The organism is Streptomyces lydicus, from assembly GCF_001729485.1.
Taxonomy (GTDB): domain Bacteria; phylum Actinomycetota; class Actinomycetes; order Streptomycetales; family Streptomycetaceae; genus Streptomyces; species Streptomyces lydicus_D.
In genome coordinates, this window is sequence record NZ_CP017157.1 from 6,066,092 (window position 1) to 6,078,689 (window position 12,598).

Annotated in this window: 8 protein-coding genes; 1 reads left to right on the forward strand and 7 read right to left on the reverse strand. The window is 72.9% G+C overall.

All coding sequences use genetic code 11. From position 1 onward, the window contains the following. Positions 1–39 precede the first annotated feature (39 nt). Together SL103_RS26355 and SL103_RS26360 are read right to left on the reverse strand one after the other, a co-directional pair. Positions 40–2,358 carry a bifunctional salicylyl-CoA 5-hydroxylase/oxidoreductase gene (locus SL103_RS26355; protein WP_069571412.1) on the reverse strand — a complete coding sequence of 773 codons (2,319 nt, stop codon included), beginning with the start codon at positions 2,356–2,358 and terminating at the stop codon, positions 40–42. Between the two features lie 2 nt (positions 2,359–2,360). Next, the gene (locus tag SL103_RS26360; protein WP_069571413.1) at positions 2,361–3,188 is read right to left on the reverse strand and encodes an enoyl-CoA hydratase family protein; all 828 of its coding nucleotides are present in this window, start codon (positions 3,186–3,188) and stop codon (positions 2,361–2,363) included. A 211-nt stretch (positions 3,189–3,399) separates the two neighbouring features. Between SL103_RS26360 and SL103_RS26365 the strand changes: the two genes are divergently transcribed. Next, a complete protein-coding gene (locus SL103_RS26365) occupies positions 3,400–3,849 on the forward strand; it encodes an ATP-binding protein (protein WP_069571414.1) in 450 nt (149 codons plus the stop codon). On the opposite strand, the gene SL103_RS26370 is transcribed toward SL103_RS26365, so the two are convergent. The 5 genes from SL103_RS26370 to SL103_RS26390 form a co-directional block, all read right to left on the reverse strand. Continuing rightward, complete coding sequence (locus SL103_RS26370) at positions 3,812–5,308, reverse strand: amino acid permease (RefSeq protein WP_069571415.1); 1,497 nt, start codon at positions 5,306–5,308, stop codon at positions 3,812–3,814. The genes SL103_RS26365 and SL103_RS26370 overlap by 38 nt on opposite strands. Positions 5,309–5,543: 235 nt before the next feature. Beyond that, positions 5,544–6,548 (reverse strand): ornithine carbamoyltransferase, encoded by a 1,005-nt coding sequence (gene argF / locus SL103_RS26375; protein WP_069571416.1) that lies wholly within the window; start codon positions 6,546–6,548, stop codon positions 5,544–5,546. A gap of 181 nt (positions 6,549–6,729) precedes the next feature. Then, a complete protein-coding gene (locus tag SL103_RS26380) occupies positions 6,730–7,965 on the reverse strand; it encodes an arginine deiminase (protein WP_069571417.1) in 1,236 nt (411 codons plus the stop codon). 258 nt (positions 7,966–8,223) lie between these two features. After that, a complete protein-coding gene (locus SL103_RS26385; RefSeq protein WP_079145990.1) occupies positions 8,224–11,013 on the reverse strand; it encodes a polynucleotide kinase-phosphatase in 2,790 nt (929 codons plus the stop codon). Beyond that, on the reverse strand, positions 11,010–12,545 hold the full coding sequence (locus SL103_RS26390; RefSeq protein WP_069571418.1) for a 3' terminal RNA ribose 2'-O-methyltransferase Hen1: 1,536 nt from the start codon (positions 12,543–12,545) through the stop codon (positions 11,010–11,012). The genes SL103_RS26385 and SL103_RS26390 overlap by 4 nt, the downstream gene beginning before the upstream one ends. Between the last annotated feature and the right edge of the window lie 53 nt (positions 12,546–12,598).

The window sequence follows — 12,598 nt, forward strand, 5'->3', positions numbered from 1 at the left end:
GCCCCGAAACGGCCCCGCCCCGCTGCCCGTGCCTCCCCGTCACCGCAGCGTAAGGCGGGGCTTCGGCGCGTCGGTACGCCCGGTGGGCGGGGTGCGGCTGCCCGCCTGGTAGGGCAGCGGCCAGGGGGCGCCCTGTCCCGCGTACCCCTGTTCCGCGGCGGCGTGCAGCGTCCAGTGCGGGTCGTACAGGTGCGGCCTGGCCAGCGCGCACAGGTCCGCCCGGCCGGCCAGGACCAGGGAGTTGACGTCGTCCCAGGAGGAGATCGCGCCGACCGCGATGACCGGTACGCCGAGGCTGTTGCGGATCCGGTCGGCGAACGGCGTCTGGTACGACCGTCCGAAGTCGGGACGCTCGTCGGCGACGACCTGCCCGGTGGAGACGTCGATGGCGTCGGCGCCGTGCTCGGCGAAGGCCGCCGCGACGGTGACCGCGTCCTCGGCGGTGGTGCCGCCGTCGGCCCAGTCGGTGGCGGAGATGCGGACCGTCATCGGCTTGTCGGCCGGCCACAGCGCACGGACGGTGTCGAAGACCTCCAGGGGGAAGCGGAGCCGGCGGGAGAGGGAACCTCCGTAGGCGTCGGTGCGTTGATTGGTCAGCGGGGAGAGGAATCCGGACAGCAGATAGCCGTGGGCGCAGTGCAGTTCGAGCAGGTCGAAGCCGCAGTCGACGGCGCGGCGCGCGGCGGCGGCGAACTGCTCCCGGATGCCGTCGAGTTCGTCCGGCGTCAGCTCCTGGGGGCGCTGGCTGCCGGGCTTGTAGGGAAGGGGGGAGGGGGCGACGAGGGGCCAGTTGCCGTCGTCGAGCGGTTCGTCGATGCCGTCCCACATCAGCTTCGTGGAGCCCTTGCGGCCGGCGTGGCCGAGCTGGAGTCCGATCGCGGCACCGGGCGCCTGCGCGTGCACGAAGTCCGTGACCCGGCGCCAGGCCGCGGCCTGCTCAGGGGTGTAGAGCCCGGCGCAGCCCGGGGTGATGCGGCCCCGTTCGCTGACGCAGACCATCTCGGTCATGACCAGCCCCGCGCCGCCCAGGGCCCGGGCGCCGAGGTGGACGAGGTGGAAGTCGCCGGGGACGCCGTCCTGCGCCGAGTACATGTCCATGGGCGAGACCACGACGCGGTTGCGCAGGGTCAGGCCGCGCAGCCGGAACGGCGTGAACATCGGCGGGGTCCCGGCCGGGACGGCCGCCTCGTCCTCGACCGCCGCGACGAATCCGGGGTCGCGCAGCCGCAGGTTGTCGTGGGTGACGCGGCGGCTGCGGGTGAGGAGGTTGAAGGCGAACTGGCGGGGCGGCTGGTCGACGTAGGTGGCCAGCTCCTCGAACCACGCGAGGCTGGCGCGGGCGGCCCGCTGGGTGGAGGCGACGACGGGGCGGCGCTCCGCCTCGTACGCGGCCAGTGCGGCGGCGGTGTCGGGCTGCTCCTGGAGGCAGGCGGCCAGCGCCAGGGCGTCCTCGACGGCGAGCTTGGTGCCGGAGCCGATGGAGAAGTGCGCGGTGTGCGCGGCATCGCCGAGCAGCACCGTGTTGCCGTGCGACCAGCGCTCGTTGACGACCGTGCGGAAGGCGATCCAGCTGGAGTTGTTGGAGCGCAGCGGCCGGCCGCTCAGGGCATCGGCGAAGACCTTGGCGCACCACTCCGCGGATTCGCGCTCGTCGGCGCGGTCGAGCCCGGCGGCCCGCCACACCTCCTCGCGCATCTCGACGATGACGGTGCTGGCGCCGCCCGGATGCCGCGGCCCGGCGGGCGCCGCCCCGGGGCGCGAGTCGGGTGCCGGGCGGGAGTAGGGGTAGGCGTGCAGCTGGACGACGCCGTGCGCGGTCTCGGCGATCTCGAAGCGGAAGGCGTCGAGGGCGAAGTCGGCGGCGAGCCAGATGTAGCGGCAGCGGTGGGTGGTCAGCCGGGGGCCGAAGGCGTCGGCGTGTGCGGTGCGGGTGGCGCTGTGCACCCCGTCCGCGGCGATCACCAGGTCGTGGGTGCGGGCCAGTTCGGCGGCGGGCGGCGCCTCGGTCCGGAAGCGCAGCTCGATGCCGAGGTCGCGGCAGCGCCGGTGCAGGATGCCCAGCAGCCGGCGCCGGCCGAGCGCCGCGAAGCCGTGTCCGCCGGAGGTCAGGGTGTGGCCCCGGTGCACGATGTCGATGTCGTCCCAGCGGACGAACTCCCGCTGGAGCGCGCGGTAGACCTCCGGGTCGGCGTGCTCGATGCCGCCGAGGGTCTCGTCGGAGAGCACCACGCCGAAGCCGAAGGTGTCGTCGGGCGCGTTGCGCTCCCAAACGGTGATCTCGCGGGTGGGGTCGAGGCGCTTGAGGAGGACGGCGGCGTAGAGCCCGCCGGGGCCTCCGCCGATGACGGCGACCCGCATGGCTATTTCCCCTGCCACTTGGGCGTCCGCTTCTCGGTGAAGGCGGCGTGGAACTCCGCGTAGTCGGCGCTGTTCATCAGCAGCGCCTGGGTGGCGGCGTCCATCTCGACGGCGGCGGCGAGCGGCATGTCGAGTTCGGCGGTGAGCAGCGCCTTGGTCTGGGCGTGCGCGAGCGCGGGCCCCTCGGCGAGCCGCCGGGCGAGGGCGGCGGCCGCCTCGTCGGCCCGGCCCTCCTCGGCCAACTCGCTGATCAGTCCCAGCCGTTCGGCCTCCGGGGCGCGGACGGTGTCGCCGAGCATCAGCAGCCGGGTGGCGTGGCCGAGACCGATCACGCGGGGCAGCAGGTAGGCCGCGCCCATGTCACCGCCGGACAGTCCGACGCGGGTGAAGAGGAAGGCGAAGCGGGCGGAGGGGTCGGCGACGCGGAAGTCCGCGGCCAGGGCCAGTACCGCGCCGGCGCCGGCCGCGACGCCGTGCACCGCCGCGATCACCGGGAACGGGCACTCCCGCAGCGCCCGTACGACCTGGCCGGTCATCCGGTTGAAGTCCAGCAGCTGGCCGGTGTCCATACCAAGGGTGGCGCCGATGATCTCCTCGACATCGCCGCCGGAGCAGAATCCGCGCCCCTCCCCCGCGAGCACCAGGGCGCGTACCGAGCGTTCCCTGGACAGCTCGGCGAGCAGATCGCGGAGGTCGGCGTACGCCTCGAAGGTGAGCGCGTTGAGCTTCTCGGGGCGTGCCAGGGTGACGGTGGCGACCCCGTCCTGCCTGGTCACGCGGATGTGCTGCCAGGGGTCTGTGCGGTGGGCGGATCCTGCGAACGGGCTCATCGGGCTGCCTGCCCCCTTTGGCGGGTCGGCCGGTGGATGTTCTCCGGATGCCCTTCGAAGTTATCACCGCTTCGTGACTGCCGTCACGAGGGCGCGATACGCGCGCCGGACGGCTGGGCCGAAGGTCCCGTCACCCGTAAGACGTATGGCACCCCGAAGCCGGCCGCTCGGCTCTGCAGCCGGGCCGCCCGCGCTCCCTACCGTGAAGGGCATGCAGGACCTGCCGGCCCCCACGACCTGGCACATCGCGCTGCCGCACGGCGCCACCGCGGTGCCAGTGGCGCGCGCCATGGTCAGAACCGCGCTGCAGGACCTGCGGGCCACCGCCGACCGGACCACCGCTCAGCTGCTGACCGCCGAGCTGGTCGCCAACGCGCTCAAGCACGCCCGCGAGGGCGCCCCGATCGAGCTGGTGGTGGTGCGCGGGCCGGCGGACTGCCGGGTGGAGGTGCACGACGGCGATCCGGTGCTCGTCGAGGGGCTCGGCGAACCGCCCGACCTGTCCTCTTACGGGATCCACGTCGCCGTGCCGGCTGCGGCCGGCGGCCGCGGTCTGCTGCTGATCCGCTCCCTCAGCTCGGCGTCCGGCTGCCGGGCGACGGCGGGCGGCAAGGCGGTCTGGTTCACCCTTCCCGAGCAGCAGCGGATGCTCCAGCACTGACGGCGGCCCGGGCCGGCCCGGCCGGCGACTGCCGCTCCTGGCGCGCCGCCTGCTGCCCGAGCCGAGAGTGGCGCCGCCCGTAGAGCGCGTAGACCAGCGCACCGGCCAGCAGGAAGCCGGCGAACTGCAGCCAGGTCGCGAGGCCGGTCCCGTAGATCAGGTAGGCGCAGAAGCCGATGCCGAGGACCGGGCCGGCCGGGAAGAGCGGGACGCGGAAGCGGCGCGGCAGGTCGGGGCGGGTGCGCCGGAGCACCAGCACGCTGAGGTTGACCACCGCCATGACCGCCAGCGTCCCGATGGTGGTCAGGTTCATCACCACGTCCAACGGAACGACCGCGGCCGGCACGGCGAACACCGCCGCGACGATCCAGGTGTTGGCGACCGGGGTGGACGTCCGGGGCGAGACCCGCTCGAAGATCCGCGGGACCAGCCCGTCCCGCGCCATCGACATCAGGATGCGGGTCTGGCCGTACATGACCGCGAGCACGACGGAGGCGATGGCGACGACGGCGCCGAAGGCGATCACCCCGCCGCCGAGCGTCGAGTGGGTGACGCGGTTGACGATCAGCGACAGCGCGGCGGGCCGGTCGGCGACCTGGTCGGCGGAGAGCGCACCGACGGCGGCGAGTGCGACCAGGCAGTACAGGACGGTGACCACACCGATGCAGACCATGATCGCGACGGGGATGTTGCGCCGGGGGTTGCGCACCTCTTCGCCGGCCGTGGTGATCGCGTCGAAGCCGATGTACGAGAAGAACGCGACCGACGCGCCCGAGGTGATCCCGGCGATGCTCTGCGGTGCGAGCGGCGAGAGGTGGCCGGCCCGGAAGGCGCTGAAGCCGATCACGCAGAACAGCACCAGGACCGCGAGCTTGAGGACCGCCATCGCGGCGGTGGCACGGGCGCTCTCGCGGATGCCGCGCACCAGCAGCAGGGCGGCGAGCAGCATCACGACCACGGCCGGCACATTGACGACGCCGCCCGCCCCCGGCGGATTGGAGAGCGCGGCCGGCAGCTGCCGGCCGATCACGCTGCCGAGCAGTTCGTTGAGGTACTGGCCCCAGCCGACGGCGACCGCCGAGACCGAGATGCCGTATTCGAGCAGCAGGCACCAGCCGACGAGGAAGGCGGTGCGCTCGCCGAGGGTGGCGTACGCATAGGAATACGAGCTGCCGGAGACCGGGACGGCGCCGCCCAGCTCGGCGAAGGAGAAGGCGGTGAAGACGCAGGTGACGGCCGCCAGCACGAAGGACACGAGGACGGCCGGGCCGGCCTGGGCGACGGTGTCGGACAGGCCGACGAAGATGCCGGTGCCGACGATGGCGCCGATACCGAAGCACACGAGCTGGAACAGGCCCATGCTGCGCCGGAGGCCGTTGCCTTCGAGGTCCGCGCCCGATTCGGCGATGAGGACGTCGGCGGACTTGATGCGCAGGCGGGACGGAGCCGAGGGGCTCATGGGGGTGGTTCTCTTTCCGGTGGTGCGGTGCGCGCGGCGGGGGTGGGCCACGCAGAGCGGGGTCCGGGCCGGTGGGCCCGAACCCCGCGAGTACTTCGAGGGTAACCGCACACACTGCATGACCGCGCATCATTCCGCATGATTATGCGGTGTGACCTTGCCTACGGCGCCGCCCCCGGGACGACCGCGCACGCCCTCCTGACGGGTGCGCCGCAAGGGGCCGCGCGCATCTGCCCTAACGGGCCAGCGTCGCGACCAGCACCGCCTTGATCGTGTGCATCCGGTTCTCCGCCTCGTCGAAGACGACGGAGTGCGCGGACTCGAAGACCTCGTCGGTGACCTCCAGCGACGACAGCCCGTGCCGGGCGTGGATCTCCCGGCCGACCGCCGTACCCAGGTCGTGGTAAGCGGGCAGGCAGTGCAGGAACTTCACCTCCGGCTTTCCGGTGGCGCGCAGCACGTCCATCGTGACCGCGTACGGGGCGAGCAGGGCGATCCGCTCGTCCCACACCTCCTTGGGCTCGCCCATGGAGACCCATACGTCGGTGGCGACGAAGTCCGCGCCGCGCACGCCCTCGGTGACGTCCTCGGTGAGGGTGATCCGGGCCCCGCTGGCGTCGGCGAGCTTCCGGGCCGCGGCGACGACCGCGTCCTCGGGCCACAGCTGCTCGGGCGCCACGATCCGTACGTCCATGCCGAGCAGGGCGCCGGTGACGAGGTAGGAGTTGCCCATGTTGTTGCGGGCGTCGCCGAGGTAGGCGAAGGCGATCTCCTCCAGGGGGCGGCCCGGGGCGTGCTCGACCATGGTGAGCACGTCGGCGAGCATCTGGGTCGGGTGCCAGTCGTCGGTCAGCCCGTTGAAGACCGGCACACCGGCGTACGCGGCCAGGTCCTCGACGTCCGACTGCCGGCTGCCGCGGAACTCGATGCCGTCGAACATCCGGCCGAGCACCCGGGCGGTGTCCTTGACCGACTCCTTGTGCCCGATCTGCGAACCGGACGGGTCGAGGTAGGTGGTCGAGGCGCCCTGGTCGGCGGCCGCGACCTCGAAGGAGCAGCGGGTCCTGGTCGACGTCTTCTCGAAGATCAGGGCGATGTTCCGGCCCTGCAGGCGAGGGACCTCCGTACCGGCGCGCTTGGCCGCTTTGAGCTCTGCGGCGAGGTCGATCAGTCGGCGGAATTCCTCGGCGCTGAAGTCCAGCTCCTTGAGGAAGTGGCGGCCCCTGAGGTCTATCGCCATGGGTGAGCTCCTGGTTCGCGGCGGTCGGGACGGAGTGCGTGAGGGCGCGGTGTGTCCGGACGCGCACGAAGGCGCACGGACATCCGCCATGAAAGTGTATACGAGCAGCTGTATCTCTATACGCTCACTGCCGCACGCCCGCGGTGACCTCCATGACAGCGCCCCTCGGCGGCCTCACGCCTCAGGCTGCCCCGGACACCGCGTCCCGCGCCACCGGACAGCTCATGCAGCGCGGCCCGCCCCGGCCCCGCCCCAGCTCACTGCCCGGAATCGTGATCACCTCGATGCCGCGCTTGCGCAGGAAGGTGTTCGTGGTGACGTTCCGCTCGTACGCCACCACCACCCCCGGCTCGACCGCGAGCACGTTGCAGCCGTCGTCCCACTGCTCGCGCTCCGCGGAGTGCACGTCCTGGGTCGGGGTCAGCACCCGGATGTCGGACAGCCCCAGCGAGGCCGCTATGGCGCGGTGCATGTGCTCCGGCGGGTGGTCGGTGACCTTGAGGTCCTGATCGCCGGAGCCGGGCTCGATGGTGTACGAGCGCAGCATGCCGAGCCCGGCGTACTGGGTGAAGGTGTCTCCGTCGATCATGGTCATGACGGTGTCCAGGTGCATGAACGCCCGCCGCTTGGGCATGTCCAGCGCCACGATCGTGCGCGCCGAGCCGGCCGCGAACAGTCCCCGCGCCAGCAGTTCGACGGCCTGCGGCGTGGTCCGCTCGCTCATCCCGATCAGCACCGCGCCGCTGCCCAGCACCAGGACGTCGCCGCCCTCGATCGTCGACGGGAAGTCCGCCTGCCCCTCCGACCAGACGTGGAAGTCCTCACCGCTGAAGAGCGGGTGGTGACGGTAGATCGCCTCGTAGTGGACGGTCTCGCGCTGCCGGGCCGGCCAGCGCATCGAGTTGATCGAGACCCCGTCGTAGATCCAGGCGGAGGTGTCGCGGGTGAAGAGGTGGTTGGGCAGCGGACCCAGCAGGAAGTCGTCCAGGTCCATCACATGGAAGCGGACCGAGGTCGGCTCGGGATGCCGCTCCAGGAACTCGCGTTTGGTCATGCCGCCGACCAGGGCCTCGACGAGTTCCGGCACCGGCAGCTCGTCGAAGGCGGCCCGCAGATGGTCGGTGGCCAGCGGCCCGTACTCCTTCTCGTCGAAGACCCGGTCCAGGACCAGCTCCCGCGCGGCGGGGCTCTGCAGGCTGTCGGCCAGCAGGTCCCCGAAGAGGTGTACGTCCACGCCCCGGTCCCGGAGCACGTCCGCGAAACCGTCGTGCTCGGCCCTCGCCCGGCGCACCCACAGCACGTCGTCGAAGAGCAAGGCGTCCTTGTTGGAGGGCGTGAGCCGCTTCAGCTCCAGATCGGGGCGATGCAGGATGACCCGGCGCAGCCGCCCGGCCTCTGAGTCGACATGGAATCCCATCTCCCCATCTTGGCCGCTTCCGGGGCCCGGCGGAGGGAGTCGACGGATCTCGGAACCCACGGGTCGCCGAAGGGGCCGGACAACGGGTGGTCCTGGGCGGGCGTGCCCGCGGTCGCCGGCACCCCGGCGGGTGGGGCGGCGTACGCCCCAGCCCACCCGCCGAGCCTCGTCCCCGGTCCCCTCGGGCGGAGGTCCGCCGGGCTCCGTCCCGGCCCCGGGCGCTTGCCGCGCGGGGCCCGCCGGGCCCGACTCCCGCCGCTACAGCCGGGGATCCACCGGCTCCGACTCCAGGGCCAGCACCCCGAAGACGGCCTCGTGCACCCGCCACAGCGGCTCGCCGTCGGCCAGCCGGTCGAGCGCCTCCAGCCCCAGCGCGTACTCGCGCAGGGCCAGCGAACGCTTGTGGCCCAGATGCCGCACCCGAAGCCGGCGGAGGTTCTCCGGCCGGGTGTACTCCGGGCCGTAGATGATCCGCAGGTACTCGCGGCCACGGCACTTGACGCCCGGCTGTACGAGCCGCCCGTCGTCCCGACGCACCAGTGCCTGCAGCGGTTTGACCACCATGCCCTCGCCGCCGGCCCCGGTCAGGTCCAGCCACCACCGGATGCCGGCCGCCACCGACGCCTCGTCCTCGGTGTCGACGACGATCCGCCGGGTCGTGGCAAGCAGCCCGGGCCTGTCCGCGCCGCCGCCGGCCGGACCGCCGTCCCGGGACGCCACCGTGCCCTCCGCCGCGATGACGCGGTCGATCAGCGCCAGCTGCTCGGTGTGCGGCAGTGCGGCGAGGCTGCGCCCCTGCACGGCGAGGATCTGGAACGGCGCGAGCCGTATGCCGTCCAGCTCCCCCGCCCCGGAGCCCGCCGCCGCGTCCGCTCCCGCGCCGACCCGCCAGCAGTAGCGCCGGTACGCCGCCGTGAACGCATCGGCGTCCGCGGCCCGGTCGCGCTGCCGGCCGAGCAGCGGTGCCACCTCGACACCCCGGGCGGCCGCGGCCTCCAGCGCCCCCAGCACGCCGGGGAACGCCGCCCCGGACGCCGCGCCGACCGCCGCGTACTGCTTGCGCAGCAAGCCCGTCGCCTTCAGGGACCACGGCATCAACTCCGCGTCCAGCAGCAACCAGTCCGTCTCCAGCTCGGCCCAGAGTCCGGCCTCCTCGACGCACGCCCGCACCCGCCGCAGTATCCGCTCGGTCGTCTCCGGGTCGTCGAAGAACGGCCGGCCGGTGCGGGTGTACAGGGCGCCCGACACCCCCTTCGGCACGCCGAAGCGCTCGGCGGCCGCCGTCTCGTCCCGGCACACCAGGACCACCGCGCGCGAGCCCATGTGCTTCTCCTCGCACACCACTTCGCGCACGCCGTCCGCCCGGTACCCGGCGAACGCCTCCACCGGATGCTCCAGATAGCCGCCCTCGCCACCCTCGTCGCCGACCTCCTCCGTCGAGGTCGCACTCGGCGCCATCGTCGGCGGGAGGTACGGCAGCAGCCGCGGGTCGATCGCGAAGCGGCTCATCACCTCCAGCGCCGCCGCGGCGTTCTCCTCCCGGACCGCGAGCCGACCCATGTGGCGGGTCTCCACGATCCGGCGCCCCGCCACGTCGTTCAGGTCCAGCGGACGGCCGTCGGCCCCACCGGGTGCCTCGGTGGCCAGCGGTTTCGCGGGCTCGTACCAGACCCGCTCCGCCGGTACGTCCACCAGCTCGCGCTCCGGCCAGCGCAGCGCGGTCATCGCACCGCCGAAGACACACCCGGTGTCGAGGCAGATGGTGTTGTTGAGCCAGCCGGCGCGCGGGGTGGGCGTGTGGCCGTAGACGACGGCGGCGCGGCCGCGGTAGTCCTCCGCCCACGGGTAGCGCACCGGCAGCCCGAACTCATCGGTCTCCCCGGTCGTGTCGCCGTACAGCGCGAAGGAGCGCACCCGGCCGGACGTCCGCCCGTGGTACTTCTCCGGCAGCCCGGCATGGCACACCACCAGCCCGCCGCCGTCCAGGACGTAGTGGCTGACCAGGCCCTGGATGAACGCCCCGACCTCGGCCCGGAACGCCTCGTCCTGCTTGTCCAGCTGCTCGATGGTCTCGGCGAGCCCGTGGGTGGGCTGGACCTTGCGCCCCTTGAGGTAACGGCCGAGCTTGTTCTCGTGGTTCCCCGGCACGCACAGTGCGTGCCCGGCCCCGACCATGCCCATCACCAGCCGCAGCACACCGGGGCTGTCCGGCCCGCGGTCGACGAGGTCACCGACGAAGACCGCGGTACGGCCCTCCGGGTGCACCGCGTCCACGGACCTGCCGAGCGCGTCGCGCACCAGCCCGTAGCCCAGCCGGCCGAGCAGGGTCTCCAGCTCGGAACGGCAGCCGTGGATGTCGCCGATGATGTCGAACGGGCCGGTCAGGTGACGCAGGTCGTTGAACCGCCGCTCCGTGACGACCCGCGCCGCCGCCACCTCTTCCTGGCCGCGCAGCAGATGCACCTTGCGGAACCCCTCGCGCTCCAAGTGTCGCAGCGAGCGCCGCAGTTCACGCTGGTGGCGCTGGATGACCCGGCGCGGCAGCCCGGCCCGGTCGGCCCGCGCCGCGTTGCGCTCCGCGCAGACCTGCTCGGGCACGTCCAGCACGATCGCCACCGGGAGCACGTCGTGCTCCCGGGCGAGCCGCACCAGCTGGGCGCGCGCCTCGGACTGCACGTTGGTGGCGTCGACGACCGTCAGCCGGCCGGCCGCCAGTCGCTTGCCCGCGATGAAGTGCAGCACGTCGAAGGCGTCGCCGCTCGCGCTCTGGTCGTTCTCGTCATCGCTGACCAGCCCCCGGCAGAAGTCGGAGGAGAGCACCTCGGTCGGCTTGAAATGCCGTGCGGCGAAGGTGGACTTGCCGGAGCCGGTGGCCCCGACCAGCACCACGAGCGAGAGGTCCGGCACGGGCAGCGTACGCGGCGCCGCCTCCCGCGCGCTCCCGCGCTGCTGCCGGGCCCCGTCCCCCTGCTCGGTTCCGCTCTCCTGCTGGGGCCCCTGCACCCGCGGGGTCCCGTCCGCCTGCTCACTGCGGTCGACGTCCGTCATGCCGCGACCTCCTTCCCCGTTACCGGACCACCACGGCCCGCGTTCACGCGGTCCGCGCCCTGGTTGTTCTCACCCTGCACAGCGCCGCTGTCCTCACCCCGCACCCGGAAGTGCGCGAGCTGGGTGGGCGGACCGACTTCCGGGTCGTCCGGCCCCACCGGGCCGAAGGTCACCCCGTAGCCGTGCCGCTCCGCCACCTTGCGCGCCCACTGCCGGAACTCCGCACGCGTCCACTCGAAGCGATGGTCGGCATGCCGCACATGACCGGCCGGCAGCGACTCCCAGCGCACGTTGTACTCGACGTTCGGGGTGGTCACCACGACCGTCCGCGGCCTGGCCGCGCCGAACACCGCGTACTCCAGCGCCGGCAGCCGCGCCGGGTCGACATGCTCGACGACCTCGCTCAGCACCGCCGCGTCGTACCCCTGCAGCCGGCTGTCGGTGTACGCCAGCGACCCCTGCACCAGCCGTACGCGCTCCGACTGCCGCTCGGACATCCGGTCCAGCCGCAGCCGGCGCCGCGCCTCGTGCAGCGCCCGCATCGACACGTCCACCCCGACGATCTCGGTGAACTGCCCTTCCTTGAGCAGCGCCCCGACCAACTGGCCCTGGCCGCAGCCCAGGTCGAGCACCCGCGCCGCCCGCTCGGCGCGCAGCACCGCGAGGATCGCCTCCCGGCGCTGCACGGCGAGCGGCACCGGCTTGTCCTCGGTGTCCGCCTCCTCGTCCACCGCGTTGTCGAGTTCCTCCGCCGCGACATCGTCCGACTCGGCCAGCCGCTCCAGCTCCAGCCGCTCCATGGCCCGACGCGTCAGCGCCCACCTCCGCGCGAGGTAGCGTCCGACGATCAGCCGCTGCTCGGGGTGGTTCTCCAGCCACCCCTCACCGGCCCGCAGCAGCTTGTCCACCTCGTCGGGCGCCACCCAGTAGTGCTTGGCGTCGTCCAGCACGGGCAGCAGCACGTACAGGTGCCGCAGTGCCTCGGCGAGCGTGCGCTCCCCCTCCAGGACGAGCCGTACGTAGCGGGAGTCACCCCACTCCGGAAATGTCTCGTCCAGCGGCACCGGCTCGGCCAGCACGGCCCACCCCAGTGGCTCGAACAGCGCACGCACCAGCTCCGCGCCGCCCCGGGCGGGCAGCACCGGCACCTCGATACGCAGCGGGATCGCCCGCCCCACCAGCTCGGGCCGCGCCGCGCACTGCCCCTTCATCGCGCTCGCCAGGACGCTCCGCAGCGCCACGGCGAGCAGCGAGGAGGCCGCATAGGGCCGGTCGTTCACATACTGGCCGAGCGCCGAATCCGGAGCGCCACCGCGGCCCTTGCCCCGGCCCCGGCGAACCAGGGCGATGGGGTCGACCTCCAACAGCAGCGCCGCCGTGCAGCGTTCCGCGTCCGCCTCCGGGTAGAAGACGTGCGCGGTGCCGTGCGCCGTCGAGAACTGCTGCGACTTGTCAGGATGCTTGTGCAGCAGAAATCCGAGGTCGGTCGCCGGACGGTCGGTGCTGCCGGTGGTGGTTATCGTCAGGAACACCCGCCCGAGTATTGCCGCACCGCGCCCGGGTCCCCACCGATTTTTCCGCAGAC

Coding starts and splice junctions, on each gene's coding strand:
- SL103_RS26355 (WP_069571412.1), bottom strand. CDS start 2,358: ATGCGGGTCGCCGTCATCGGCGGAGGCCCCGGCGGGCTCTACGCCGCC.
- argF (WP_069571416.1), bottom strand. CDS start 6,548: ATGGCGATAGACCTCAGGGGCCGCCACTTCCTCAAGGAGCTGGACTTC.
- SL103_RS26385 (WP_079145990.1), bottom strand. CDS start 11,013: ATGACGGACGTCGACCGCAGTGAGCAGGCGGACGGGACCCCGCGGGTG.
- SL103_RS26380 (WP_069571417.1), bottom strand. CDS start 7,965: ATGGGATTCCATGTCGACTCAGAGGCCGGGCGGCTGCGCCGGGTCATC.
- SL103_RS26365 (WP_069571414.1), top strand. CDS start 3,400: ATGCAGGACCTGCCGGCCCCCACGACCTGGCACATCGCGCTGCCGCAC.
- SL103_RS26360 (WP_069571413.1), bottom strand. CDS start 3,188: ATGAGCCCGTTCGCAGGATCCGCCCACCGCACAGACCCCTGGCAGCAC.
- SL103_RS26370 (WP_069571415.1), bottom strand. CDS start 5,308: ATGAGCCCCTCGGCTCCGTCCCGCCTGCGCATCAAGTCCGCCGACGTC.